We start from the raw sequence: 24555 nt of genomic DNA, 5'->3' as shown, positions 1-24555 counted from the left end.
CCGCATCATGAAACGCCCCGCGCTCAAAAGCTTTCGCCGCATCGTCGTCAAGGTCGGCTCCTCGCTCCTGATCGACTCCCATGCGGGCGAGGTTCGCTCGGCGTGGCTGTCGGCGCTGGCGGCCGATATCGCCAAGCTGCACGGCGAAGGCCGCGACGTTCTGGTGGTCTCATCCGGCTCGATTGCGCTCGGCCGTAGCCGTTTGAAATTGCCGCGCGGCCCGTTGAAGCTCGAGGAGAGCCAGGGCGCCGCCGCGGTGGGCCAGATCGCGCTGGCGCGGATCTGGTCGGAAGTGCTCGGGGCCCACGGCATCGGCGCCGGACAGATTTTGGTGACGCTGCAGGACACCGAGGAGCGCCGCCGCTACCTCAACGCCCGTTCGACCATCGGCAAACTGCTGGAATGGCGCGCGGTGCCCGTGATCAACGAGAACGACACGGTGGCGACCAACGAAATCCGCTATGGCGACAATGATCGCCTCGCCGCGCGCGTCGCCACCATGGCAAGCGCCGACCTGCTGATCCTGTTGTCCGATATCGATGGCCTCTATGATGCGCCGCCCGGCGCCAATCCCAACGCAAAACTGATTCCGATCGTCGAATCCGTTACCTCCGAAATCGAAGCGATGGCGGGCGCGGCTGAATCCGAATTGTCGCGCGGCGGCATGTTCACCAAGATCGAGGCGGCCAAGATCGCGACGACGTCGGGTACGCATATGCTGATTGCGTCCGGCAAGATCGAGCATCCGTTGCAGGCGATTGCTGATGGCGGCCGCTGCACCTGGTTCCTGACGCCGGCCAATCCCGTCACCGCGCGAAAACGCTGGATCGCGGGCTCGCTGGAGCCGAAGGGAACGCTGACCATCGATGCCGGCGCGGTCGCGGCGCTGCGCGCCGGCAAAAGCCTGCTGCCGGCCGGCGTGATCCGGATCGAGGGCCAGTTCGCCCGCGGCGATGCGGTCGTGGTGCGCGGCCCCGACACCCACGAGATCGGCCGCGGCCTCGTCGCCTACGACGCCGAGGACGCCGAAAAGATCAAGGGCCGCTCGTCGCCGGACGTGATGGCCATTTTGGGCATCAGCGGTCGGGCTGAGATGATCCACCGTGACGACCTCGTCGTGGGCCCGGCCGGGACCATTCCGGCCAAGTAGGCCACTGGCCGATCTGCCTGTTTCTGATAGCGCCAGCCAGCCATGCTGGTTCCGGACCTCGCAAGAGCGGGATTTCCGTGCTAGGACATGGCCTTAATCAAGCCACGAGCCTCCCCATGACCGCGCCTCTCAAGGCAATCGACGGCACCGCCGATCTGCCCGCTTTGATGACCGACCTCGCGACCCAGGCGCGCGCCGCTGCGCGGGTGCTGGCGCTGGCGCCGCCGGAGCAGAAGGACCGCGCGCTGGAAGCGATCGAGCGGGCGATCCGCGCCAACGCGGCAAAGATCCTCGCCGCCAATGCCGAGGACGTCGCGGAAGTGCGCGCCGCCGGCGCGACCTCTGCCTTCATCGATCGCCTGACGCTGACGCCGGGGCGGATCGATTCCATGGCTGACGGGGTCGCCACGGTGCGCGGCATTCCCGATCCGGTCGGCACCGTCACCGAGAGCTGGCAGCGACCGAACGGCATGACCATCGAACGCGTGCGCGTGCCGCTCGGGGTGATCGGTGTGATCTTCGAGAGCCGTCCCAATGTCGCGGCTGATGCCGGCGTGCTTTGCCTGAAGGCCGGCAATGCCGTGATCCTGCGCGGCGGCTCCGACAGTTTCCGCTCCTGCCGCGCGATCCATGACTGCCTGGTGCAGGGCCTGCGCGAGGCGGGCCTGCCGGAGGCCGCGATCACGCTGGTGCCGACGCGCGACCGCGCGGCGGTCGGGCTGATGCTCGGCGGACTGGGTGGCGGTATCGACGTGATCGTGCCGCGCGGCGGCAAGAGCCTGGTCGCGCGCGTCGAGGCCGAAGCGCGCGTGCCGGTGTTTGCGCATCTCGAAGGCGTCAACCACGTCTATGTCGATCGATCCGCCAATCTCGAGATGGCGAAGTCGATCGTGCTGAACGCCAAGATGCGCCGTACCGGCGTCTGTGGGGCAGCCGAGACGCTGCTGGTCGATCGTGCTGCGGCGGCGACAAATCTGAAGCCGCTGGTCGAGATGCTGATCGAAGCCGGCTGCGAGGTGCGTGGCGACGCCGCCGTGCAGAAGGTCGACGCGCGAGTGAAGCCGGCAACCGACGAGGATTGGGACACCGAATATCTCGACGCCGTCATCGCGGCGCGCGTTGTCGACGGCGTCGATGACGCGATCGCGCATATCCATGATCACGGCTCGCATCATACCGATGCGATCGTGGCCGAGGATATCAAGGCGGCTGAGAAATTCCTCAGCGAGGTCGATTCCGCGATCGTGCTGCACAACGCATCGACGCAGTTCGCCGATGGCGGCGAGTTCGGCTTCGGCGCGGAGATCGGGATTGCCACCGGCAAATTCCATGCCCGCGGCCCTGTCGGCGCCGAGCAATTGACGAGCTTCAAATACCGCGTTCACGGCACCGGGCAGACGCGGCCGTGAACGCCAGCCCGTGCACGCGGTGACCCGGCTGATGCAATCGCAATCGGCCGCGCAAGCCATCCCCTTCCATACCAACGGCATGCGCATCGGCCTGCTCGGGGGCTCATTCAATCCGCCGCACGCGGCGCATCGCGCCATCAGCCTGTTTGCGCTGAAGCGCCTGAAGCTCGATCGCGTCTGGTGGCTGCTGACGCCGGGCAATCCGCTGAAGGATACCGGCCGGCTGCATGGCCTTTCCGAGCGCGCCAACGCCGCGCGCGAGGTCGCCGACGATCCGCGCATCGACATCAGCTGTCTCGAAGCTGTCATCGGCGTCAGGTACACTGTCGATACGATCATTCATTTGCGCCGCCGCGTTTCCGGCGTGCGCTTCGTCTGGATCATGGGCGCCGACAATCTCGCGCAGTTCCATCGCTGGAAGCACTGGCGGCGCATCGCCTCCGAGGTGCCGCTCGCCGTGATCGACCGTCCGCCGCAGAGTTTCCGGGCGCTTGCAGCCCCCGCCGCCCAGGCCTTGGCGCGCTACCGCGTGCCCGAGAATCAGGCGGCCCGGCTAGCGGATCAGCAGGCCCCTGCCTGGGTTTTCCTCACCGGCATGAAACTGAACCTGTCGTCCACGGGCCTCCGGAACTCCGACGGCAGCTGGAAGGCAAAGAAGTGACAGTCTGTTCGAACCGGCAAGTAGGGCTCACTGGAATATTGAAACCATTAACCCCACATGCCTAATATAGTCGGCGGACGTCGGGATTCGGCGTTCGCGATACAGTGAAAGGAATGGTCCCTGGCCACATCTGTATTGTCCAAGTCCAAGTCTGTTTTACCCAAGGTTCCCAGCAAATCTGCCAAGACCCCGCGTAAAACATCGACACAAGCTGCGGCCTTGAAGGCGCAACCCGACGCCGACAAGACGCTGAATATGATCCTCTCCCGCCTCGACGATATGAAGGCGGAAGAAACGATCACCATCGACCTTCGCGGCAAATCCGCATTTTCCGATTACATGATCGTCACGTCAGGCCGGGCCAACCGGCACGTCGGCGCGATCGCGGAAAACGTCACGAAAACCCTGAAGGAAAACGGCATCAAGAACATCCATGTCGAGGGCTTGCCCAATTGCGACTGGGTGCTGATCGATTCCGGCGATGTGGTCGTGCACGTGTTCAGACCCGAGGTGCGCGAATTCTACAATCTCGAAAGGTTGTGGGCGCAAAACCCGGCGGCGGCAGCGATCTGAACTCTCGGCCGATGCGAATCGGCTGAAGCGCATGTAGTCTGCTTGCGCGCGCTTTAGGGCGCGCGTGCCGGAAAGTGCACGCCAGAAACAGCATTCATGCGCCTTGTCGTGGTCTCAATCGGCCGGCTGAAGCAGGGCCCGGAGCAGGAACTGGCCGAACGCTATCGCGAGCGCTTCGAGGATATCGGGCGCAAGCTCGGCTTTCGCGGCCTTGCGATCCAAGAAATTCCCGAAAGCCGCGCGCGCGACACCGCGACCCGGATCTCGGAGGAAGCCGCGGCGATCGCGGCGGCAATACCGGAGAAATCCGTGCTGGTGGCGCTGGACGAGCACGGCAAGAGCATCGATAGCGCGACCTTCGCCCGGCAGCTCGGCCAATGGCGGGATGAGGGGATCGCCAACACTATTTTCGCGATCGGCGGCGCGGACGGACTTTCGCCCGATTTGCAGCGCAAGGCTAAACTACGCATTGCGTTCGGCTCGGCGACCTGGCCGCATCAAATGGTCCGCGTCATGCTTCTTGAACAGATTTACCGGGCCGCGACCATCTTGGCCGGCCACCCCTACCATCGCGCGTAAGGCACGGTGACGTGAATACAGATAACGCCGAATAGACCGGATGCATTCAACGCGGGACATTCACCCATTCGACACCGCCGGCCGCGGCAGGCCGCTGATGTCGGCTGTCTCGCTTTCCCTGCACCTGCTGTTCGCAAGCTTCGCCGCTGCATCGCTTTCGCCGGCGATAGCGCAGTCCGCAGCTCCGGCACAGCAGGCGACGGCCGTTTCCCCCGATGCCATCAAGCAGCGCGAGGAGGAACTGGAGGCCACGCGCGAGCAGCAGCGCAAGGCGGCCGAGCTTCAGCAGAAACTGAAGGCCGATATCGCGGCGATCGGCCAGGACCGCTCCAAGCTCAACCAGCAACTGATCGATATCGCCACCCAGGTCCGCAGCGTCGAGACCCGCATCGGCGAGACCGAGGCCGGTCTGCGCCCGCTCGACAGCCGCGAGCAACAGGTCAGGGCTTCGCTCGATTCACGCCGCTCCGAAATCGTCGAGGTACTGGCGGCGTTGCAGCGGGCCGGCCGACGCACGCCGCCGGCGCTGCTGGTCCGGCCAGAGGACGCGCTGCAATCGCTGCGCACCGCCATGCTGCTCGGATCCGTCGTGCCCGAACTGCGCGGACGCGCGGAGAAACTCGCCGCCGATCTCGGCGAACTGGTGAGCTTGCGCCAGCGCATCGCCACCGAGCGCGATGCGCTGGCACGGGACCGCGACAGGCTGAAGGACGATTCAGTCAGGCTGGCCGCGCTGGTGGAAGAGCGGCAGCGCAAGCAGAGTGCGATCGAAAAGGACGTCGAGGCCGAAGGCGCGCGCGCCATCAACCTTTCCAGACAGGTCGAGGGCCTGCAGGGCCTGATCACGAAAATGGAGCAAGACCTGAAGAGTGCGGCCAAGGCGGCCGCAACCGCCAGCCTGCAGGGCGCTCCGGCCTCCCCGGGCGGCAAACCCAACCTGGGGGCACTGAAGGACCCTGCCCGATTAAGCCCGGCCATCGCCTTTGCCTCCGCCCGGGGCCTGTTCGCCTTTCCGGTCAATGGCCGCAAGATTCGCGATTTTGGCGGTTCCGATGGTGCGGGTGGCGTAGAAAAAGGCATTTCCTTGGCAACCAAGGCCGGCGCTCAAGTCACAACACCGTGTGACGGCTGGGTTGTTTACGCCGGGCCCTTCCGCAGCTACGGACAACTCTTGATCCTCAATGCCGGGGGCGGGTATCATGTCCTGATCGCCGGGATGGAGCGCATTTCGGTAAACATCGGCCAGTTTGTACTTACGGGGGAGCCGGTCGCGACCATGGGATCGAGGTCCCAGGTTGCATCCATTCTCGCGACGACCGCGAGCCAGCCGGTGCTCTATGTCGAGTTCCGTAAGGACGGCACTCCAATCGACTCAGGCCCATGGTGGGCCGCAAGTGAAGGCGAAAAGGTTCGCGGATGATGCGCAAGACTTCTGTAATTCTTCTTAGCGCCGCCACCGGTGCGGCTTTGACGCTCTTCGTTACGCAGCCTCGTTCCGTGCTGATGGGATCGAGTGCGCGTGCGGCCACCTCCGACACCTACCGCCAACTCAATCTGTTCGGCGACGTGTTCGAGCGCGTGCGCAGCGACTATGTCGAGAAGCCCGACGACTCCAAGTTGGTCGAGTCCGCGATCTCGGGCATGCTGGCCGGCCTCGATCCGCATTCGAGCTACATGGATGCGAAGAGTTTTCGCGACATGCAGGTGCAGACCCGCGGTGAATTCGGCGGGCTCGGCATCGAGGTCACGATGGAAGATGGCCTGATCAAGGTGGTCTCGCCAATCGACGATACTCCGGCGTCGAAGGCCGGCATCATGGCCAACGACATCATCACCAATCTTGACGACGAAGCCGTGCAGGGTCTCACCCTCAATCAGGCCGTCGAGAAGATGCGCGGACCGGTCAACACCAAGATCCGTCTCAAGATCATCCGCAAGGGCCAGGACAATCCGATCGAAGTCACCTTGGTGCGCGACAACATCCGCGTCCGCTCGGTGCGCGCCCGCGTCGAACAGGACGACATCGCCTATATCCGCGTCACCACCTTCAACGAGCAGACCACCGAGGGCCTGAAGCGCGAGATCAACAACCTGTCGAACCAGATCGGCGACAAGCTGAAGGGTTACATCATCGATCTCAGAAACAATCCCGGCGGACTGCTGGAGGAGGCGGTCACCGTCTCCGACGCCTTCCTGGAGCGCGGCGAGATCGTCTCGACCCGCGGCCGCAATGCCGAGGAAACCCAGCGCCGCGCCGCCCATTCGGGCGACCTCACCAAGGGCAAGCCGGTCATCGTCCTGGTCAATGGCGGCTCGGCTTCGGCGTCCGAAATCGTCGCCGGCGCACTTCAGGACCACAAGCGCGCCACCCTGGTCGGCACGCGCTCGTTCGGCAAGGGCTCGGTGCAGACCATCATCCCGCTCGGCAGCGGCAACGGCGCGCTGCGGCTCACCACCGCGCGCTATTACACGCCGTCGGGCAAATCGATCCAGGCCAAGGGCATCGTGCCCGACATCGAGGTGCTGCAGGACGTGCCGGACGAGCTGAAGTCGCGCACCGACACCAAGGGCGAGGCCTCGCTGCGCGGCCACTTGAAGAACGACGGCGACGAGAAGACCGGCTCGCAATCCTACGTGCCGCCGGACGCCAAGGACGACAAGGCACTGAAGACTGCAGCCGACCTGCTGCACGGCATCAAGTCGACCGCGACCGCTGCCCCCGCAACCGGTGACAAGGCGGCGATCGACAAGCCAGGCACCAAGGCCGCGAACTGATCGGCTCCACCGGCCAGCATTCGAAAAGGGCGACCTTCGGGTCGCCCTTTTTGCTGGGCGGCGGAATAGCCGGACCCTGCCTGCGATTCGGCCAAAGATTCCGGCCAAGACAAGGACCGAGGCCTAGAAGCCCCGATCCGATGATATCGGAACGGGGCTGTAGATTTCGTTTTGACGCGTTTTCTTGACGCGAACCGGTCTCCACTTCGCTGGAAAACGCTCTGGCTGCCGTCGTCCTGCCCCGCCGTGGTATCGTCGGCCCCGGTGATTCGGGGAGGTCCATGACGGAAATGACCGACGATCTGAGCACGCCGCTCGGACAGGAGACGGAGCGCCAGAAGCGCCGGTTCCGGTTGCCCTTCACTGCGGTGCAGGCGCTGGCTGTGCTGCTCGGCCTGTTCCTGGTTGCCTTCCTCGCCGTCGCGCTTTTCACCGACAACCCGTTCGGCGGCGAGCCGGTCGCCCGTGTCGCGCTGCGTACGCCGGCGGCAGACGAAAAGCTGCCCGCAGCCGCCTCCGGCCGCCCCGAACCGGCTGCGAAATCTGCACAGCAGGCTGCAACCGGCGACAACAAGACCGTCACCATCATCGACGGCTCCAGCGGCAAGCGCCAGGATGTCGTGATCGGCAGCGATGCCGCCGACAAGACCGGCGCCGAGCCTGCGCCGGCGATGGCAATGGCCGGCATCGATCAGCGGCTCTTGGAAAAGTCCCGTTACGGCATGATCCCGGTGGTTGCCGACGGCCTAAAACCCTTCACGGTCTATGCGGCCGACGCCGACCGCACCAAGGCCGCCAAGATGCCTGTCATCGCCATCGTCGTCGGCGGGCTCGGTGTCGGCGCCGCCAAGACGGCCGATGCCATCATGAAGCTGCCGCCGGCCGTGACGCTGGCATTCACCCCCTACGGGGCAGACCCCGCCAAGCTCACCGAGCGGGCCCGTGCGCAGCGCCACGAAATCCTGCTTCAGGTTCCGATGGAACCGTTCGATTATCCCGACAATGACCCCGGCCCGCAGACCCTGCTCACGACGCTGACGCCTGAGCAGAACATCGACCGTCTGTACTGGCACCTCAGCCGGTTCCAGGGCTATGCGGGGATCGCCAATTTCATGGGTGCGCGTTTCACGGCCACCGACGCCGTGATGCAGCCGATCGTCCGCGAGGCGGCCAAGCGCGGCCTCGGCTATCTCGATGACGGCTCCTCGCCGCGCAGCGCCGCGCCCTCCCTGACGGCGGCCCAATCGATGCCCTTCGCCAAGGCCGACTTCACCATCGATGCCGTGCCGACCTCGGCCGAGATCGACCGGACGCTGGTAAAGCTGGAGACGCTCGCCAAGGAGCGCGGGCTGGCCGTGGGCATAGCCTCGGCGCTGCCGATTTCGATCGAGCGGCTTGCCGCCTGGATCAAGACGCTCGACAGCCGCGGCATCATGCTTGTGCCATTGACAACGGCGATGCTGAAATCAAAATCAGGCTAGAGATCAAGCTGATGGCGGCGATCCGGAATTTCCCGGACTGCGCCGGACCGACCGATTGCGGGTGGACTTGATGCAGGCAAAGGAATCGTGAGGGACATGGCGCGCTACGAGGACCTGCCTTACCGGACCTGCGTCGGCATGATGCTGATCAATGCGGCCGGATTGGTCTTCATTGGCCGCCGCGCCGGCGGCATCGAACATGTCGATGAAACCCACGTCTGGCAGATGCCGCAGGGCGGCGTCGATCCCGGCGAGGACACCTGGGAGGCCGCCAAGCGCGAGCTTTACGAGGAAACCAGCGTCCGCTCGGTGGAAAAACTCGGCGAAGTCCCGGATTGGCTGATCTACGACATTCCACGCACGGTGGCCGGCCGCGCCTGGAAGGGCCGCTATCGCGGGCAACGCCAGAAATGGTACGCGGTGCGCTTTACCGGCAAAGACGCCGAAATCAACGTCTCAAGCCCCGGCGGCGGACACAAGGCCGAATTCGTGAACTGGCGCTGGGAGCCGATGAAGAATCTCCCCAACCTGATCGTTCCGTTCAAGCGGCCGGTCTATGAACGCGTGGTCAAGGAATTCTCCAGCCTCGCGGGCGGCTAGCCTTTTTCATGTTGACGCGCTGTCGCGGCGCTACCCGGTATCCCTCAAACGCCATGTCCGACAAACCCTATCGTCCCAACGTGGGAATCGCGCTGTTCAACGCCTCCGGCGAGGTGCTGATCGGGCGGCGCTTCCGTGACGACGGACCGGAAATCATTCTTCCGGGGTTAGAATGGCAGATGCCACAGGGCGGCATCGACGCCGACGAGGACCCGCGCGATGCCGTCATGCGCGAACTCTGGGAGGAGACCGGGGCAGTCAGCGCCGAATACCTCGGCGAGACCGATTGGATAAAATATGACTTTCCGCCCTATGACGGACCGTCCACGCATCGTCTCGCCCGGTTCCGCGGCCAGCGGCAGAAATGGTTCGCGCTGCGGTTCACCGGCCGCGACGACGAGATCGACCCGCTGACGCCGCGCAACGGCCAGCCGGCCGAATTCGATTCGTGGCGCTGGGAAAGGCTCGACCGCGTCGCCGACCTCGTGGTGCCGTTCCGGCGCGACGTGTACCGGATGGTGGCGCGGGCATTTGCGGAATTCGCCCGGTAGATTGCATTGCATGGTGCGACGAGGCGCTTGACGGCGTCTTGTCGCTGAATATTTTCCGGCCCGGCCGAACTCGCGAGAAAGGCGCCCGATACCGTCGGTGGTTTGGCGTCAGCGAACCTTTTTGTATCGACGGCAGACTAACGGACTCAGCTTTGAATAATCCGCACTGTACGGTGTCTTGCCTCGCATGATGGAAGTGACTGTAGCCAAGCGCCGCCGGAGTTGGGAGTGGCGGGTGCACAACCACAACGGCGCGCTGCTCATGCACGGGCGCGAACGTACCCGTCCGGCTGCCCGCTACCAGGGTTACCGGAGCCTGTTCCTGCTGCTGGCCATCGGCCGGAGGCCCGTCGAACCGCGGGCGTCCAAGGTTCATCCGGAGCCGGAAACCGGCCGCAAAGCCGACGGGGCCGATCTGGCGCAGCTTTGGCGCCCGGCCCGGCCGTTAACTCCGGATTGAGCCTGCCCCAGCCGCGAACGGCCCGCGTCGAATAATTTTGAACGCAGCCCCTTGAAACTTTTTGGTGATTTTCTAATTCGATTTCTGCCGCTGACAGCGGTGCCGGACGCCAGCCTGGGTCCGGCGAGTTGAGTGGGCGCCGGACGGTGTCCGACGCCCCTTCGTATCCATCTTGCTCCTAGGAGGACTTGGCTATGAGGACCTTTGACTTCTCGCCCCTGTGGCGCTCCACGATCGGCTTTGATCATCTGGCCGACCTGCTCGACAGCAATTTGCAGCAGTCTGCCGACGACAATTATCCGCCCTACAACGTCGAACGCTGCGGCGAAGACGCCTACCGGATTTCGCTGGCGGTTGCCGGTTTCGGCATGGACGACATTGCCGTCACCGCAGAACAGGACACGCTTGTCATCGAGGGCAAGAAGCCCGACGCCGAACGACGCCAATACCTGTATCACGGCATCGCGGCCCGGCCGTTCCGCCGGGTGTTCAACCTCGCCGACTATGTGCAGGTCAAGCAGGCCTCGTTCAAGGACGGCCTGCTGATCGTCGATCTGGTTCGGGAAGTGCCTGACTCGATGAAGCCGCGGCGCATTCCGATCGGGAACGCCGACGCTTCCCGCCAGATCGAACAGAAGGCGGCCTGAGTCGCGCTTTCGGCCAGAAAGGCCTGGCGCGCGGCTCATCCGGCGCGCGCCAGCCGACCAATCTGTCAAATGCAGAAATCTCTATGAGGAGGACACTATGGCTATTCGTGATCTGATCCCATGGTCGAGAAACCAGGAGCTTGCGCCGGCACGCGACAGCTTCGATCCCTTCATCACCCTGCACCGGGAAATGAACCGGCTGTTCGACGATGTCTGGCGCGGATTTGGGACGCCTGCGCGTTTCGGCGGTTCACTGATGGAAGGCCGCTTCGGGTGGCCGAGCATCGAGCTCAACGAAACCGACAAAGCTGTGACCATTTCTGCGGAGCTGCCGGGACTTTCGGAGAAGGACGTTCAGGTCGAGATCGCCAACGGCGTTCTGACCCTGCGCGGCGAGAAGAAGTCCGAGCGAACCGATAGTGGCGGCAGATACTTCTCCGAGCGGTATTACGGTTCGTTCGAGCGGCAGATTCCGCTCGATGGAGTCGAGGAAGACAAGGCCGAAGCCAAATTCCATGACGGCGTCCTGACGGTCACGCTGCCGAAATCCGAACAGGCGCGTTCGGCCGTCAAGCGCATCCCGATCAGCAACCAATGACGGCAATGGGGCGGCGTCGAACGGCGCCGCCCCCCGACGACCACCCAAACGTCTCACTGGAAGGGAGAGTAAGGAGACAATCGATGAGCGAGGCTAAATTGAACGCCCCAGAACTCGCGCTATTTCATCCTGCCGCACATTACGATTCCCCCGACGAAGTCCTGAGCGACGCACAACTTACCGACGCCGAGAAACGAATCATCCTGTCGTCCTGGGCGTCTGACATATTTGCGGTCGAGTCCTGCCCTGGCCTGCGTGACATTCCGGGCATCGGCCACACCCTCCGTCTCGCCGACATTCTCGCCGCCTTGCGCCAGCTCGATGGCGACGATGATGTTCGGCACGAGGAAATCGACAGGCGATGGTGGCGACCGCGCCCGGCAACCGAAACGCGGGGGCTTTCGTCATGCTGACTCCTGCCATTCTGGTCGTCGCATGGATCAACCAAGCGACCGCATGGTGGGCCGCTCCCTGGCTCGGGCTGCAGCGGAGCGAGACCCCGCAAGGCAGCTCCTGATCCGCATGATCCATCTGCGAATGAGAAAACACGTGAACCGACTGATTGCGATCGCGCTGGTGGGCCTGCTCGGCGCGACGATCCCGGCAACTGGCGTTTCGGGACAGATTGCTAACCTGCGAACCGGCGGCACGCTGCCGACGCTGGCGCCGCTGGTTCGCGAGGTCACCCCGGCGGTGGTCAACATCGCCGTCCACGGCAAGATCCGTCAGGACAACCCGCTCTATCGCGACCCGCTGTTTCGGGAGTTTTTCGACGTGCCGAAACAGCTCGAGAAGGAAATCAACGCGACCGGCTCCGGCGTTATCGTCGACGCGCAGAAAGGTTACGTCCTGACCAACAACCACGTTGTCGATCAGGTCAGCTCGGTCCAGATCAAGACCAAGGACGGCCGGCCATTTTCGGCCAAGGTCGTCGGGCGCGATCCCGCCACCGACATTGCGGTGTTGCGGATTCAGTCGCCCTCGACCCTGAAGGCGATCGTCTTCGGCGATAGCGACGCACTCGAAGTCGGCGATTTCGTCCTCGCCATCGGCAACCCCTTCGGCCTCGGCCAGACCGTGACCTCCGGCCTCGTCAGCGCGCTGGGCCGGACCGGGCTTGGCAAGCAAGGCTACGAGGACTTCATTCAAACCGACGCGGCGATCAACCCCGGCAATTCAGGCGGTGCGCTGGTCAACCTCAAGGGTGAGCTGATCGGCATCAATTCGGCGATCATTTCGCCTGCCGGTGGCAATGTCGGCATCGGCTTTGCGATCCCCGTCAACATGGCACGGCGCGTGATGGAGCAGATCGTCGAGAAGGGTCGCGTCGAGCGCGGGCGGATCGGCATCTCGCTTCGCGAGCTGAATCCTTCCACCGACGGCGGACGCAGCGAGGGCGCCCGGATTGCGGACGTAAGCCCGGGATCGCCCGCGGAATTGGCGGGGCTGCGCAAGGGCGACGTCGTGCTGAAGGCCGACGATCGTCCGATTCATTCGGCCGCGCAGTTGCGCAACCGGATCGGCCTCGCCCGGATCGGCGAACAGGTTCGCTTGACCATCGAGCGTTCGGGCGCCGCCCAAGCCGTCACCGTCGCGGTGGGAGCAGCCTCGGAAGCGAACGACGGCCAAAGCGACCGCTCTGTGCAACGCCGCTAGAGCGAGAAACACTGCCGCAAAAAGCGCAGCGCCCGTCACGGGGTGACGAGCGCTGGCGTTATCAGGGCCTTCATTGCGCCCCGGAGCGGTGCCCCGGGGCTTAGTGCATAGCGGTCGAGCTGAGTTCCTGCTGGATGCTCTTGTAGTGATCGAGCCGCGCGATCCCAAGATCCAGTTCAGAGCCTTCCTTCTCGGAGAGCTTTTCCTGCATCTCGGCGATCTTGTCGGCAAATTGCGCCCGATCGATCTCGTCGATCGAGGTAGCGACATCGGCGAGCACCGTAAGGCGATCATCCGACACTTCGGCAACGCCACCGAGCACGATCAGCTTGGTGCGTGTGCCGCCGCTGATGATGGTGAGGATACCTGGCCGCACCGCCGCCACGACCGGGGCGTGGCCGGCAAGCACGCCGAAATCACCCTCCCAACCTGGAACGTCAACCTGATCGACCTCGCCGGAGAAGGCGAGCTTTTCGGGAGAGACGAGATCGAAGTGAAAGGTGGCCATGGTGAACCTGTGAATAGCGAGTGGCGAATGGCGAGTAGCGAAGGAAGGGAATGGCGTTTATCTATTCGCCACTCCCTATTCGCTATTCGCCCCTTAGGCTGCTTCAGCCGCCAGCTTCTTGCCCTTCTCGACGGCTTCCTCGATGGTGCCGACCATATAGAAGGCTGCTTCCGGCAGGTGATCGTACTTGCCTTCGCAGATCGCACGGAAGCCCTTGATGGTGTCGGCGAGATCGACGAACTTGCCGGGCGAGCCGGTGAAGACTTCGGCGACGTGGAACGGCTGCGACAGGAAGCGCTCGATCTTGCGGGCGCGCGCAACCGCGATCTTGTCCTCTTCCGACAGTTCGTCCATGCCGAGAATGGCGATGATGTCCTGCAGCGACTTGTACTTCTGCAGCACCTGCTGAACCATGCGCGCGGTGTTGTAGTGATCCTCGCCGACGACCAGCGGCGAGAGCATGCGCGAGGTCGAGTCGAGCGGATCCACCGCCGGATAGATGCCCTTTTCCGAGATCGCGCGGTTCAACACCGTGGTGGCGTCCAGATGGGCGAACGAGGTCGCGGGCGCCGGGTCGGTCAAGTCGTCGGCCGGCACGTAGATCGCCTGCACCGAGGTGATCGAACCCTTGTGCGTGGTGGTGATGCGCTCCTGCAGCGCACCCATGTCGGTGGCAAGCGTCGGCTGATAACCCACGGCCGAAGGAATGCGGCCCAGCAGCGCCGACACTTCGGAGCCGGCCTGGGTGAAGCGGAAGATGTTGTCGACGAAGAACAGCACGTCCTGGCCCTGGTCGCGGAAGTGCTCGGCGACCGTCAGACCGGTGAGGCCGACGCGGGCGCGGGCGCCCGGGGGTTCGTTCATCTGGCCGAACACCAGCGCGCATTTGGATTTCACGCTCGGATCGGGATTTTTCGGATCGGCGTTGACCTTGGATTCGATGAACTCGTGATAGAGATCGTTACCTTCGCGGGTACGCTCGCCGACGCCGGCAAACACCGAGTAACCACCATGCGCCTTGGCGACGTTGTTGATCAGTTCCTGAATCAGCACGGTCTTGCCGACGCCGGCGCCGCCGAACAGGCCGATCTTGCCGCCCTTGGCGTACGGCGCCAGCAGGTCGACGACCTTGATGCCGGTCACGAGAATTTCAGCTTCGGTGGACTGGTCGGTGTAGGTCGGCGCTTCCTGGTGGATGGCGCGCATGTCTTCGGCGGTGACGGGACCGGCTTCATCGATCGGCTCGCCGATCACGTTCATGATGCGGCCGAGCGTGCCGGCGCCGACCGGGACGCGGATCGGCGCGCCGGTGTCGGTGACTTCCTGACCGCGGACCAGACCCTCGGTGGTGTCCATCGCGATGGTGCGCACCGTGGATTCGCCGAGATGCTGCGCCACTTCGAGCACCAGACGGTTGCCGCCGTTCTTGGTTTCGATCGCGTTCAGAATGGCGGGCAAATGTCCCTCGAACTGCACGTCGACGACGGCGCCGATGACCTGCGTGATGCGTCCGGTCTGGTTGGCGGGTGTGGCCATAAACTCTCTCCTTCGAATTCGTATCTAGACAACCGTCAGTTTGATCGTGCCTGTCGCCGTTACATCGCCTCGGCGCCGGAGATGATTTCAATCAGCTCCTTGGTGATCATGGCCTGACGGGTTCGGTTGTAAATCAGGGTCTGCTTGCGGATCATGTCGCCGGCGTTACGGGTGGCGTTGTCCATCGCGCTCATCTGCGCGCCGTAGAACGAGGCGTTGTTTTCCAAGAGCGCACGGAAGATCTGCACCGCGAGATTGCGCGGCAGCAGGCGGGTCAGGATCTCGTCCTCTTCCGGCTCGTATTCGTAAGACGTCGACGGGCCGGCATTCGCTGCCGGCGCTTCCACCACCAGCGGAATAATCTGCTGGGCGGTCGGGATCTGCGAGATCACGGATTTGAAGCGCGAATAGAACAGCGTGCAGACATCGAACTCGCCGGCCTCGAAACGCGCCAGAACCTTTTTGGCGATGTCCTCGGCATTGACGAAGCCGAGCTGGCGGACCGAACGCAGATCGACGTGCTCGACGATGTTCTTCTCGAAGGTCCGGCGGAGCTGCTCGTAGCCCTTGCGGCCGACGCAGAAAATCTTGACCTCTTTGCCCTGGCTGGTCAGCGACAGCGCACGCTCGCGCGCCAGGCGCACGATCGAGGAATTGAAGGCGCCAGACAGGCCACGCTCGCCGGTGCAGACCAGCAGCAGATGCACCTGGTCGCTGCCGGTGCCGGCCAGCAGCGCCGGCGCGCCGGGCGAACCAGCTGCGGCACTGGCGATATTGGAGATCACCGCGTCCATCTTCTCGGCATAGGGCCGCGCCGCTTCGGCAGCGGTCTGCGCGCGGCGCAGCTTCGAAGCCGCCACCATCTGCATCGCCTTGGTGATCTTCTGCGTCGCCTTGGTCGAGGCGATGCGGACCCGCATGTCTTTAAGTGAAGCCATTCTCAGTTCACCCCGGCGATCCGGCGTCTAGACCCGACCGCAAGCCACTCTTTTGTTGGACCCGGCCAAAAGCGCGAAGCGCGTCTTCAGGCTAAATTCGCCGGGCCTCAACGGCAAATCATCAAGCAAACGTCTTGGCGAAACCTTCGACCGCGCTCTTCAGCTTGCCGGCGAGATCGTCGGGGAGATCGCGGCTGTCACGGATGCCGTTGAGGATCTCGACGTTCTTGCCGCGCAGCAGCGACAGCAGGCCGTCCTCGAAGGCGCGCACCTTGCTGAGCGGAAGCGCGTCAAGATAGCCGTTGGTGCCGGCCCAGATCACGCAAACCTGCTCCTCCATCTTCAGCGGCGAGAACTGCGGCTGCTTCAGGAGTTCGGTCAGGCGCGAGCCGCGGTTCAGCAGGCGCTGCGTCGAGGCGTCGAGGTCGGAGCCGAACTGCGCGAACGCCGCCATTTCGCGGTACTGCGCCAGCTCACCCTTGATCTTGCCGGCGACCTTCTTCATCGCCTTGGTCTGCGCCGACGATCCGACGCGCGACACCGACAGACCGACGTTGACCGCGGGACGGATGCCCTGGAAGAACAGGTCGGTTTCCAGGAAGATCTGGCCGTCGGTGATCGAAATCACGTTGGTCGGGATGTAGGCCGAGACGTCGTTGGCCTGGGTTTCGATCACCGGCAGCGCGGTGAGCGAGCCCGAACCATGGTCCTTGCTGAGCTTCGCCGCGCGCTCGAGCAGGCGGGAGTGCAGATAGAACACGTCGCCGGGATAGGCTTCGCGGCCCGGCGGGCGGCGCAGCAGCAGCGACATCTGGCGGTAGGCGACGGCCTGCTTGGACAGATCGTCATAGATGATGACGGCGTGCATGCCGTTGTCGCGGAAATACTCGCCCATGGTGCAGCCGGTGAACGGCGCAATGTACTGCATCGGCGCCGGATCGGACGCGGTGGCGGCGACGATGATCGAATATTCCAGCGCGCCCTGCTCTTCGAGCACCTTGACGAACTGGGCGACGGTGGAACGCTTCTGGCCGATCGCGACATAGACGCAATACAGCTTGATGTTCTCGTCGCCGGTGGCGTTGAGCGGCTTCTGGTTCAAAATGGCATCGAGCGCGATCGCGGTCTTGCCGGTCTGGCGGTCGCCGATGATCAGCTCGCGCTGACCGCGGCCGATCGGGATCAGCGCATCGATCGCCTTGAGGCCGGTCGCCATCGGCTCGTTCACCGATTTGCGCGGAATGATGCCGGGCGCCTTGACGTCGACGCGCATACGCTTGTCGGCCTGGATCGGGCCCTTGCCGTCGATGGGATTGCCGAGCGCGTCGACCACGCGGCCGAGCAGGCCCTTGCCGACCGGCGTGTCGACGATGGCGCGGGTGCGCTTGACGGTCTGACCTTCCTTGATCTCGCGGTCGGCGCCGAAGATCACGATACCGACGTTGTCGGTTTCGAGGTTCAGCGCCATGCCGCGCGTGCCGTTCTCGAACTCGACCATTTCACCGGCCTGGACGTTGTCCAGACCATAGACGCGGGCGATACCGTCACCGACGGACAGCACCTGTCCGACTTCGGTAACCTCAGCCTCCTGGCCGAAATTCTTGATCTGGTCCTTGAGGATCGCGGAAATTTCCGCGGCGCGGATGTCCATCAGCCTGCCTCTTTCATCGCGTGCTTGATCGAATTGAGTTTGGTGCGAAGCGAACTATCCACCATGCGGCTGCCGAGCTTGACCACAAGACCGCCAATGATGGAGGGATCGACTTTCACGTTGAGCGCGACGTCCTTGCCCGTCACCGATTTCAGTGCGGTCTTCAGCGCGTCGAGATTCTTTTCATTGAGCTGCTCGGCGACGATGACGTCGGCGGTCGCCTCGCCCTTGTACTTCGCCACCAGCGCGCGGAAGGCGCGGATCACATCGGCGACTGCGAACAACCGGCGGTTGGCGGTCAGGACTTTAAGGAATTTGGCGGTGGTGCCGGAAATTCCGGCCTTGTCGAGCACGGCATTGAGCGCCTTTGCCTGCGCATCCGCCGAGAAAACCGGGCTGCGAACGAGGCGCGTCAGATCGGCGCTTTCGTTCAGCATGGCCTCGAATTTATCGAGATCGGCCTTGACCGCGTCGACGGATTTCTCGTCGCGCGCCAGCTCGAACAAGGCCGTAGCATAACGGCCGGACACTCCCGAAACGGACGGATCTTCAGCAGCCACAGACTCGCTCTTTTCAGCTGTTCAAACTCGCAAGGGAAAAACCGTCGCCACAAGTAGCGGCGCCTAGCGATCCAAGCCCTTGGAATTCAAGCGGGACTTCGATTTTCGACCGGCACGCGAGGCGCCGGGATCGTTAAAATCGCGGCTTTGCTAACATAGCGAGCGCGCAGGTGCAACATGACCGCGCGCTCGGGCGATGCCTTGTCGCACGTCAATTTTCCGGCCCGACAGAACGCCGTTTCGACGGAGATCAGTGCGCCGAATTTTGGCCCTGGCACCGCATGACGATCTGCGCCCTCCCCCACGAACGCATCGGTTCCTGTCGTATTTGCATGGCGGCCATGAGGCGTCATCGCGGAACGATCCAGGCCGATCCGCTTCATTTGTCCATTACTTGCCTAAATCTTTTTGCGCCAAAAGATGACTGTATTCGTAAGTAATGAACAGCGTCTAATTGGTTAAAAGTTCGTTAACGAACAAGATTACGGAATATCATTTGATTAGTTGATCTCGGTAACAAGATATGTCAGCCCGCGACATTCCCGATTTACTGCCCAATTCATGCCTCATTGCCTGATCAAACGGCACCCACTGAAACTGGGACGGGGGTTCCATTTGCCATGCATGTGGCAATACTATCTGAGGGACTAGTTTAATGTTGCATACCAATAATGTGGTGCCGGGAACTCTAACCCGGTCGCGTACGGCGCTCGCCTTGATCGCCGCAACTCTCCTGGTCGGCGGCAGCATCTCCGAAGCGTCCGCCAAATCCAGGCACCATCGCCATCACGCCCATCACGCCAGCAAAGCCCAGGCAGCCGGCGGCAGCTGGCTGGACGCCAATGCCTCGATCGGCTCCCAGAGCTCCGGGCGCAGCTTTGCGGGAAAGGCCTCTTATTACGGCAATGAATCCGGCAGCCGGACTGCCTCCGGTCAGCGCTTCAACCAGAACGCCATGACCGCCGCCCACCGCTCGCTGCCGTTCGGCACCAAGCTCCGGGTCACCCATCGCGGCCAGAGCGTCGTGGTGACGATCAATGACCGTGGTCCCTTCATCAAGGGCCGCGTGCTCGACCTGTCCACGGGCGCTGCCCGCGCCATCGGCCTGACGGGCGCCGGCGTCGGCCACGTCACCGCCGAGGTCGTCTCGTAAGGCGCGCGCCTCACGCGCCGTTTTCCGGTCCATCAGATCGAGTAAGCGTTGCGTTGCGTAAACGGTCGCGGAACTTTCCGCGGCAACAAAGGCCTGCCGTCGCAAATGACGGCTGGCCTTTTTTGTTTTGGCGCCGCCGCTCTGGCCACGACGGTGGCAGGGGGTCCGTGTTAGGTTCCGCCGAAACACAGGCAGCTTTCCCCCTCGATACCAGCACACCTCCCTGACGAGATCGCAATCATGAGCCAGGTCAAAACCGTGGAGCAGCTGAGAAACGTTCTCCCCGCGCCCCGCGAGACCACCAAGGCCAAAATCCTCCCCTTCCTCGACGGACAGGCGATCGACTTCCTAAAGACGTGTCCGTTCGGGCTGATGGCCACGGCCGGGCGCGAGGGGCCGATTGAGGTGTCTCCAAAGGGCGACGAACCCGGGTTTGTCCACGTCGAAAACGAAAGAACGGTTTTGCTTCCCGAGCGGGCAGGCAACAACCTCGCGTTCGGCCTGCAGAACATTATCGAGACCGGCCGGATCGGCATGATCTTCCTGCGACCTCGGACCGGCGAGACGTTGCGGCTGTCCGGCCGGGCAGAGATCTTTGACGATGCCGACCTGTTGGCCGCACTTGGCAAGCCGGGCCGCCCGGCGCTGCTTGCGATCCGGATCCACATCGAACGGTGCTATTTCCACTGCGCTCGTTCGGTGCTCCGATCGCGGCTTTGGCAACCGGAACACTGGCCGGAAGCCAAGCGTATCTCGTTCGGAAAGGTCTTCGCGGCCCGGACCGGCGCCGACGAGGATCAAGCGGCGAAAATCGACGCCTTTGTCGAGCAGGGGTACACGACCAATTTGTGGTCCAATGGCTGACATGCGCCTTCCCGTTTGAACGGTACAGCCCTCACAAAAAGCTCTGCGGATCGACGTCGACTTCGAGTTTGAGGTTGCCCTTGGTCTTCGGCCCGGCGGCCAGCCACTCGCGAAGATATTCCGACAGGTCGACATTGCGCAGCGACTTCACCAAAAGCCGGAACCGGTAACGGCCCTTGATGACCGCAAGCGGCGCTTCGGCAGGCCCCAGCACCTGAATGCGCTCGTCGATCGGCGCGACCGCAGCGAGCCTGCGCGCAAAACCTTCCGCGGTCGGACGGTCGCCTGCGGAAATGATCAGGCTGGCGAGCCGGCCGAACGGCGGATAGCCTGATCGTTCGCGCGCTTCGATTTCGCTGGCATAGAACGCTTCGCGGTCGCTTGCGATCAGCGCCTTCATCACGGGATGTTCGGGCTGATGGGTCTGCAGGTAGCCAACGCCGCGGCCCTGATCGCGCCCCGCACGCCCGATCACCTGGTTGAGCAGCTGGAACGTCCGCTCGGCGGCGCGCGGATCGCCATTGCCGAGGCCCAGATCCGCATCGACTACGCCGACCAGGTTGAGCCGCGGAAAATTATGTCCTTTCGCCACCAGTTGCGTGCCGACGATGATGTCGACGCGGCCTTCCGCGATTTCGTTCAGTTCGCTGCGCATGGTCTCGATCGAGGTGATGAGATCGCTCGACAGCACCATGGTGCGCGCATTCGGAAACAGCGCGGCCGCCTCTTCCTGCAGGCGCTCGACGCCGGGACCGACCGCGACCAGCGATTCCTCGGCCTGGCAATGCGGGCAGATGTTCGGCCGCGGCATCGAGAAGCCGCAATGGTGACAGACCAGACGCTGGCGAAACCGATGATCCACCAGCCAGGCGTCGCAGATCGTGCAGGCAAAACGATGCCCGCAGGCCCGGCACAAAGTCAGCGGCGCGTAGCCGCGGCGGTTGAGGAACAACAGCGCCTGTTCGCGCTTCTCGATCGCGAATTGAATTTGTTCGGCGAGCGGCGGCGAGATGAAGCGGCCGCGCGGCGGCGGCGCGCGGCGCAGATCGATCGCCTCGATATGCGGCATGTGCTGGCCGCCGAAGCGCGACGGCAGCGCGACGCGCTGATAGCGGCCCTTGCGCGCGTTGACTTCGGTTTCGACCGACGGCGTCGCAGACGCCAGCACGATCGGAATTTTGGCGATATGCGCGCGCACCACCGCCATGTCGCGGGCGTGGTAATGCGCGCCGTCGTCCTGCTTGTAGGCCTGGTCGTGCTCCTCATCGACGATGATCAGGCCCAGATCCGCATAGGGCAGGAACAGCGCCGAGCGCGCGCCGACCACGACCGGCGCCTCGCCCGCCGATATCGCCGCCCAATTGCGCTGCCGCGTGCGCGGCGTCAGTTCGGAATGCCATTCGAGCGGACGCACGCCGAAGCGCTGGGCAAAACGGTCGAGGAATTGTCCGGTCAGCGCGATTTCCGGCATCAGGATCAGCGTCTGCTTCCCGCGCCGGATGATTTCGGCGATCGCCTCGAAATAGACTTCGGTCTTGCCCGAACCGGTGACGCCGTCGAGCAGCGCGACGTGGAAGCTGCCATTGGCCGCGAGCGCCCGCATTGCATCGACCGCCGTACGTTGCTGGGGAGAAAATTCCGGCTGCGCGAAGGCGGGATCGGGCGCGGGCGGCGCCAGCGGCGGCGGCATCGCCTCGACGGCAAGCGTGCCTTCGTCGACCAGGCCGTCGACCACGCCGGCGCTGACGCCAGCTTCCCGCGCGGCCTCGGACTTGCCGTGCAGCAGGCCGTCCGACAGCACCTCGATCAGCCGCCGCCGTGCCGGCGTCAGACGCCGTGGCGGCTCGCCCACCAGCCGCACGCCAAGGCGCATCCGCTCGGGCCCGAGATTTTCGCCCATCCGCAACGCCATGCGCAGCACCATGCCGCGCGCCGACAGGGTGTAATTGGCGACCCAATCGACGAGGCTGCGCAGTTCCTCTTTCAGCGGCGGCACGTCGAGCTTTTCGCCGACGTCCTTGAGACGGTTGTGCAGGCGCGGATCGGGGTTGGCGTTCTCGGCCCACACCACCGCCACCACCTCGCGCGCCCCCAGCGGCACGCAGACGACGTCACCGGGCTTCAGCGCCATGCCGCGCGGCACGCGGTAGGAATAGTTCTGATTGAGCGCGACCGGCACCAGCACGTCGACGACGTGGGTCGCCGATGCGGATGAGGTGGTTTCGCGGGTGGTGTGGTCCATCAGGGAATCGGGCTTGAGGTGTCCGGGGCAAGGCTAGCGCCGCGCCGCCAAGTTAGCGAACAGTAAACGAAAGAGGTGCGATATAATGGATGGAATCACCGCCTCCAAGGCATAGGCTCATGGTCAAGCCAGTTCCGGCACTTCAACCGATCGAGCTTGATTGCGCCGACGAAAGCTTCGCGCTGGAGATGGCGCGGTGGCTGACGCATCTGCGCGCCGAGCGGCGGCTGTCGCCAAAGACGCTCGAAGCCTATGCCCGCGACCTCCGCCAATGCCTGACTTTCCTCAGCCAGCACTGGGGGACCCGGGTTACGCTGAAACGGTTTGCGGCGCTGGAGGCCACCGACGTCAGGGCCTTCATGGCGATGCGCCGCGCCGACGACATTGCCGGGCGCTCGCTGATGCGGGCGCTGGCGGGCTTGCGTTCATTCGGGCGCTATCTGGAACGCGAGGGCAAAGGCAAGGTCGGCGCCCTGTCGGCCATCCGCGCGCCCAAGGTTGCAAAGAGCCTGCCGAAACCGATCCAGATGGCCGCCGCCAAGCGTTTTGCGGATGCCGACGAGCGCGCCGGCGAGGAGCGTGATCCCTGGATCTGGGCGCGCGACGCTGCTGTCATGGCGCTGCTCTATGGTTCGGGCCTGCGCATCTCCGAGGCGCTGGGACTGAAACGGCGCGACGTGCCCAAACCGGGCGAAGGTGACGTTCTCATCGTGACCGGAAAGGGCAACAAGACCCGGATGGTGCCGGTGCTGCAAAACGTGCTTGTCCTGATCGCCGATTACGTTGCGATGTGTCCGCATTCGCTTGCACCGGCCGGCCCGATCTTCGTCGGCGCGCGTGGCGGACCGCTGTCCCCGCGGATCATCCAGCTCACCATGGAGCGGCTGCGCGGTGCACTCGGCCTGCCCGACAGCGCTACCCCGCACGCGCTGCGGCATTCCTTCGCCACCCATCTGCTCAGCCGCGGCGGCGATTTGCGCGCGATCCAGGAACTGCTCGGCCACGCCTCGCTCTCGACCACGCAGATCTATACCGGAATCGACAGCGAGCGGCTTTTGGAAGTGTACAAGAGCGCGCACCCGCGCGGATGAACGCCCGCATACCCCGCCGACACACTCCCGTCACATCGATGGCCTCTTAAGCTAGCCTCTTGCGCTTGCATTGCGGTTCGGCAATCGTGCGCCGTCAATTTCGAGAGGGGAATCTCATGGGCGCACATGAAAGCATGGAGCACGCGGAGCATGCCGAGCACGCTTCGGGCTCGAACAAGAAGATCGCGTTGCTGATCGCCGTGATCGCCTTGTTTCTGGCGTTGTCGGAAACGCTGGGCAAGGGCGCGCAGACCGAAGCCATCAGCAAGAATGTCGAGGCCTCGAACCTGTGGGCGTTCTTCCAGGCCAAGAGCATCCGCCGCACCGTGGTGCAGGCCACCGCCGAACACGCCAAGCTCAGCCTCGGCACCGTCGCTGACGATGCTTCGAAGGCGGCGCTGCAGAAGCAGATCGACGACTGGAACAAGACCGCGGCGCGTTACCGTTCGGAGCCGGAAACCGGCGAGGGTTCGGAAGAACTCGCCAAGCGCGCCAAGCACGCCGAGCACGAGCGCGACGAAGCCACCGCAAAATACCACCATTACGAAATCGCTTCGGCCGCCTTCCAGATCGGCATCGTGCTGGCGTCCGCCACCATCATCACCGGCATGATCGTGCTGGCCTGGGTGTCAGGCATATTGGCGGTCGCGGGCATCGCGATCACCGCGCTGGGCCTCTACGCGCCGCATCTGTTGCATCTGCATTGAGCGGGAACCTTTACTCGTCATCACCCGCGAAAGCGGGTGATCCAGTACGCCGCGGCCTCTCGATTCAGAAACAGACGTCTCTGGGATACTGGGCGGATTCAACCGGTCGTCGCAACACTTCATGTATGGCTCACTCGGAGAAATTCGTCGAGAGTTTCCGCTGGT

General features: G+C 63.9%; 26 protein-coding genes. 19 read left to right on the top strand and 7 right to left on the bottom strand.

Annotated features, from left to right (window positions below):
- The first annotated feature begins 7 nt into the window (after positions 1-7).
- From proB to JQ624_RS30840, 15 genes are all read left to right on the top strand, one after another.
- Positions 8-1150 (top strand): glutamate 5-kinase, encoded by a 1143-nt coding sequence (gene proB, locus JQ624_RS30910; protein WP_212422689.1) that lies wholly within the window; start codon positions 8-10, stop codon positions 1148-1150.
- A 116-nt stretch (positions 1151-1266) separates the two neighbouring features.
- Complete coding sequence (locus JQ624_RS30905; protein WP_212422688.1) at positions 1267-2559, top strand: glutamate-5-semialdehyde dehydrogenase; 1293 nt, start codon at positions 1267-1269, stop codon at positions 2557-2559.
- A 31-nt stretch (positions 2560-2590) separates the two neighbouring features.
- The gene (locus JQ624_RS30900) at positions 2591-3220 is read left to right on the top strand and encodes a nicotinate-nucleotide adenylyltransferase (protein ID WP_212422687.1); all 630 of its coding nucleotides are present in this window, start codon (positions 2591-2593) and stop codon (positions 3218-3220) included.
- A 219-nt stretch (positions 3221-3439) separates the two neighbouring features.
- On the top strand, positions 3440-3793 hold the full coding sequence (gene rsfS / locus JQ624_RS30895; RefSeq protein ID WP_212422686.1) for a ribosome silencing factor: 354 nt from the start codon (positions 3440-3442) through the stop codon (positions 3791-3793).
- A gap of 96 nt (positions 3794-3889) precedes the next feature.
- Positions 3890-4372, top strand: a complete 483-nt coding sequence (gene rlmH, locus JQ624_RS30890) for a 23S rRNA (pseudouridine(1915)-N(3))-methyltransferase RlmH (protein ID WP_212422685.1) — start codon at positions 3890-3892, stop codon at positions 4370-4372.
- A 40-nt stretch (positions 4373-4412) separates the two neighbouring features.
- Positions 4413-5792: a peptidoglycan DD-metalloendopeptidase family protein gene (locus tag JQ624_RS30885; RefSeq protein WP_212422684.1), complete on the top strand. Its 1380-nt coding sequence runs from the start codon at positions 4413-4415 to the stop codon at positions 5790-5792.
- On the top strand, positions 5789-7147 hold the full coding sequence (locus JQ624_RS30880) for a S41 family peptidase (protein ID WP_212422683.1): 1359 nt from the start codon (positions 5789-5791) through the stop codon (positions 7145-7147). The genes JQ624_RS30885 and JQ624_RS30880 overlap by 4 nt, the downstream gene beginning before the upstream one ends.
- Positions 7148-7428: 281 nt before the next feature.
- Positions 7429-8628 carry a divergent polysaccharide deacetylase family protein gene (locus tag JQ624_RS30875; RefSeq protein WP_212422682.1) on the top strand — a complete coding sequence of 400 codons (1200 nt, stop codon included), beginning with the start codon at positions 7429-7431 and terminating at the stop codon, positions 8626-8628.
- Between the two features lie 96 nt (positions 8629-8724).
- A complete protein-coding gene (locus JQ624_RS30870; protein ID WP_212422681.1) occupies positions 8725-9228 on the top strand; it encodes an RNA pyrophosphohydrolase in 504 nt (167 codons plus the stop codon).
- Between the two features lie 53 nt (positions 9229-9281).
- Positions 9282-9779 (top strand): RNA pyrophosphohydrolase, encoded by a 498-nt coding sequence (locus tag JQ624_RS30865; RefSeq protein ID WP_212422680.1) that lies wholly within the window; start codon positions 9282-9284, stop codon positions 9777-9779.
- A gap of 187 nt (positions 9780-9966) precedes the next feature.
- Complete coding sequence (locus tag JQ624_RS30860) at positions 9967-10239, top strand: hypothetical protein (RefSeq protein ID WP_212422679.1); 273 nt, start codon at positions 9967-9969, stop codon at positions 10237-10239.
- A gap of 194 nt (positions 10240-10433) precedes the next feature.
- The gene (locus tag JQ624_RS30855) at positions 10434-10886 is read left to right on the top strand and encodes an Hsp20 family protein (protein ID WP_212422678.1); all 453 of its coding nucleotides are present in this window, start codon (positions 10434-10436) and stop codon (positions 10884-10886) included.
- Positions 10887-10983: 97 nt separating this feature from the next.
- Positions 10984-11484, top strand: coding sequence for an Hsp20/alpha crystallin family protein (locus JQ624_RS30850; protein ID WP_212422677.1), 501 nt, complete (start codon positions 10984-10986; stop codon positions 11482-11484).
- A gap of 83 nt (positions 11485-11567) precedes the next feature.
- The gene (locus JQ624_RS30845; protein WP_249130193.1) at positions 11568-11897 is read left to right on the top strand and encodes a hypothetical protein; all 330 of its coding nucleotides are present in this window, start codon (positions 11568-11570) and stop codon (positions 11895-11897) included.
- Positions 11898-12081: 184 nt separating this feature from the next.
- A complete protein-coding gene (locus JQ624_RS30840; RefSeq protein WP_409334392.1) occupies positions 12082-13140 on the top strand; it encodes a Do family serine endopeptidase in 1059 nt (352 codons plus the stop codon).
- Between the two features lie 100 nt (positions 13141-13240).
- Here the strand turns inward: JQ624_RS30840 and JQ624_RS30835 are convergent, their stop codons facing one another.
- From JQ624_RS30835 to JQ624_RS30810, 6 genes are all read right to left on the bottom strand, one after another.
- Positions 13241-13648, bottom strand: coding sequence for a F0F1 ATP synthase subunit epsilon (locus JQ624_RS30835; protein ID WP_212422675.1), 408 nt, complete (start codon positions 13646-13648; stop codon positions 13241-13243).
- 93 nt (positions 13649-13741) lie between these two features.
- A complete protein-coding gene (gene atpD, locus JQ624_RS30830; protein WP_212422674.1) occupies positions 13742-15184 on the bottom strand; it encodes a F0F1 ATP synthase subunit beta in 1443 nt (480 codons plus the stop codon).
- 59 nt (positions 15185-15243) lie between these two features.
- Complete coding sequence (locus tag JQ624_RS30825) at positions 15244-16122, bottom strand: F0F1 ATP synthase subunit gamma (protein WP_212422673.1); 879 nt, start codon at positions 16120-16122, stop codon at positions 15244-15246.
- A 121-nt stretch (positions 16123-16243) separates the two neighbouring features.
- A complete protein-coding gene (atpA, locus tag JQ624_RS30820; RefSeq protein ID WP_212422672.1) occupies positions 16244-17773 on the bottom strand; it encodes a F0F1 ATP synthase subunit alpha in 1530 nt (509 codons plus the stop codon).
- Positions 17773-18333 (bottom strand): F0F1 ATP synthase subunit delta, encoded by a 561-nt coding sequence (locus JQ624_RS30815; RefSeq protein ID WP_212422671.1) that lies wholly within the window; start codon positions 18331-18333, stop codon positions 17773-17775. Before JQ624_RS30815 ends, atpA begins: the two co-directional genes overlap by 1 nt.
- Positions 18334-18419: 86 nt before the next feature.
- A complete protein-coding gene (locus JQ624_RS30810; RefSeq protein WP_212422670.1) occupies positions 18420-18716 on the bottom strand; it encodes a hypothetical protein in 297 nt (98 codons plus the stop codon).
- Between the two features lie 272 nt (positions 18717-18988).
- On the opposite strand from JQ624_RS30810, the gene JQ624_RS30805 reads away from it, so the two are divergent.
- Together JQ624_RS30805 and JQ624_RS30800 are read left to right on the top strand one after the other, a co-directional pair.
- The gene (locus JQ624_RS30805; RefSeq protein WP_212422669.1) at positions 18989-19486 is read left to right on the top strand and encodes a septal ring lytic transglycosylase RlpA family protein; all 498 of its coding nucleotides are present in this window, start codon (positions 18989-18991) and stop codon (positions 19484-19486) included.
- Between the two features lie 240 nt (positions 19487-19726).
- Complete coding sequence (locus tag JQ624_RS30800) at positions 19727-20350, top strand: MSMEG_1061 family FMN-dependent PPOX-type flavoprotein (RefSeq protein WP_212422668.1); 624 nt, start codon at positions 19727-19729, stop codon at positions 20348-20350.
- A 31-nt stretch (positions 20351-20381) separates the two neighbouring features.
- On the opposite strand, the gene JQ624_RS30795 is transcribed toward JQ624_RS30800, so the two are convergent.
- Positions 20382-22592, bottom strand: coding sequence for a primosomal protein N' (locus JQ624_RS30795; protein WP_212422667.1), 2211 nt, complete (start codon positions 22590-22592; stop codon positions 20382-20384).
- Positions 22593-22711: 119 nt separating this feature from the next.
- Between JQ624_RS30795 and JQ624_RS30790 the strand changes: the two genes are divergently transcribed.
- Both JQ624_RS30790 and JQ624_RS30785 read left to right on the top strand, forming a co-directional pair.
- Entirely contained in the window at positions 22712-23683 is a 972-nt protein-coding gene (locus JQ624_RS30790) for a tyrosine recombinase XerC (protein WP_212422666.1), read from the top strand.
- A 116-nt stretch (positions 23684-23799) separates the two neighbouring features.
- Positions 23800-24390 (top strand): DUF4337 domain-containing protein, encoded by a 591-nt coding sequence (locus JQ624_RS30785; protein ID WP_212422665.1) that lies wholly within the window; start codon positions 23800-23802, stop codon positions 24388-24390.
- Positions 24391-24555: the final 165 nt, after the last annotated feature.

Origin of the sequence: Bradyrhizobium sp. AUGA SZCCT0283 (genome assembly GCF_018130385.1) — a bacterium.
Lineage (GTDB): Bacteria > Pseudomonadota > Alphaproteobacteria > Rhizobiales > Xanthobacteraceae > Bradyrhizobium.
This window is presented reverse-complemented; position numbering and strand designations above follow the sequence as displayed.

Excerpts from the sequence above, each read along its gene's own strand:
- JQ624_RS30870 (WP_212422681.1), top strand. The coding sequence starts at position 8,725 with ATGGCGCGCTACGAGGACCTGCCTTACCGGACCTGCGTCGGCATGATG.
- JQ624_RS30800 (WP_212422668.1), top strand. The coding sequence starts at position 19,727 with ATGAGCCAGGTCAAAACCGTGGAGCAGCTGAGAAACGTTCTCCCCGCG.
- JQ624_RS30875 (WP_212422682.1), top strand. The coding sequence starts at position 7,429 with ATGACGGAAATGACCGACGATCTGAGCACGCCGCTCGGACAGGAGACG.
- JQ624_RS30860 (WP_212422679.1), top strand. The coding sequence starts at position 9,967 with ATGATGGAAGTGACTGTAGCCAAGCGCCGCCGGAGTTGGGAGTGGCGG.
- atpA (WP_212422672.1), bottom strand. The coding sequence starts at position 17,773 with ATGGACATCCGCGCCGCGGAAATTTCCGCGATCCTCAAGGACCAGATC.
- JQ624_RS30845 (WP_249130193.1), top strand. The coding sequence starts at position 11,568 with ATGAGCGAGGCTAAATTGAACGCCCCAGAACTCGCGCTATTTCATCCT.
- atpD (WP_212422674.1), bottom strand. The coding sequence starts at position 15,184 with ATGGCCACACCCGCCAACCAGACCGGACGCATCACGCAGGTCATCGGC.
- JQ624_RS30885 (WP_212422684.1), top strand. The coding sequence starts at position 4,413 with ATGCATTCAACGCGGGACATTCACCCATTCGACACCGCCGGCCGCGGC.
- proB (WP_212422689.1), top strand. The coding sequence starts at position 8 with ATGAAACGCCCCGCGCTCAAAAGCTTTCGCCGCATCGTCGTCAAGGTC.
- rlmH (WP_212422685.1), top strand. The coding sequence starts at position 3,890 with ATGCGCCTTGTCGTGGTCTCAATCGGCCGGCTGAAGCAGGGCCCGGAG.
- JQ624_RS30825 (WP_212422673.1), bottom strand. The coding sequence starts at position 16,122 with ATGGCTTCACTTAAAGACATGCGGGTCCGCATCGCCTCGACCAAGGCG.
- JQ624_RS30835 (WP_212422675.1), bottom strand. The coding sequence starts at position 13,648 with ATGGCCACCTTTCACTTCGATCTCGTCTCTCCCGAAAAGCTCGCCTTC.
- JQ624_RS30855 (WP_212422678.1), top strand. The coding sequence starts at position 10,434 with ATGAGGACCTTTGACTTCTCGCCCCTGTGGCGCTCCACGATCGGCTTT.
- JQ624_RS30900 (WP_212422687.1), top strand. The coding sequence starts at position 2,591 with ATGCAATCGCAATCGGCCGCGCAAGCCATCCCCTTCCATACCAACGGC.
- JQ624_RS30805 (WP_212422669.1), top strand. The coding sequence starts at position 18,989 with ATGTTGCATACCAATAATGTGGTGCCGGGAACTCTAACCCGGTCGCGT.
- JQ624_RS30865 (WP_212422680.1), top strand. The coding sequence starts at position 9,282 with ATGTCCGACAAACCCTATCGTCCCAACGTGGGAATCGCGCTGTTCAAC.
- JQ624_RS30850 (WP_212422677.1), top strand. The coding sequence starts at position 10,984 with ATGGCTATTCGTGATCTGATCCCATGGTCGAGAAACCAGGAGCTTGCG.
- JQ624_RS30790 (WP_212422666.1), top strand. The coding sequence starts at position 22,712 with ATGGTCAAGCCAGTTCCGGCACTTCAACCGATCGAGCTTGATTGCGCC.
- JQ624_RS30810 (WP_212422670.1), bottom strand. The coding sequence starts at position 18,716 with ATGAAGCGGATCGGCCTGGATCGTTCCGCGATGACGCCTCATGGCCGC.
- JQ624_RS30785 (WP_212422665.1), top strand. The coding sequence starts at position 23,800 with ATGGGCGCACATGAAAGCATGGAGCACGCGGAGCATGCCGAGCACGCT.
- JQ624_RS30795 (WP_212422667.1), bottom strand. The coding sequence starts at position 22,592 with ATGGACCACACCACCCGCGAAACCACCTCATCCGCATCGGCGACCCAC.
- JQ624_RS30905 (WP_212422688.1), top strand. The coding sequence starts at position 1,267 with ATGACCGCGCCTCTCAAGGCAATCGACGGCACCGCCGATCTGCCCGCT.
- JQ624_RS30880 (WP_212422683.1), top strand. The coding sequence starts at position 5,789 with ATGATGCGCAAGACTTCTGTAATTCTTCTTAGCGCCGCCACCGGTGCG.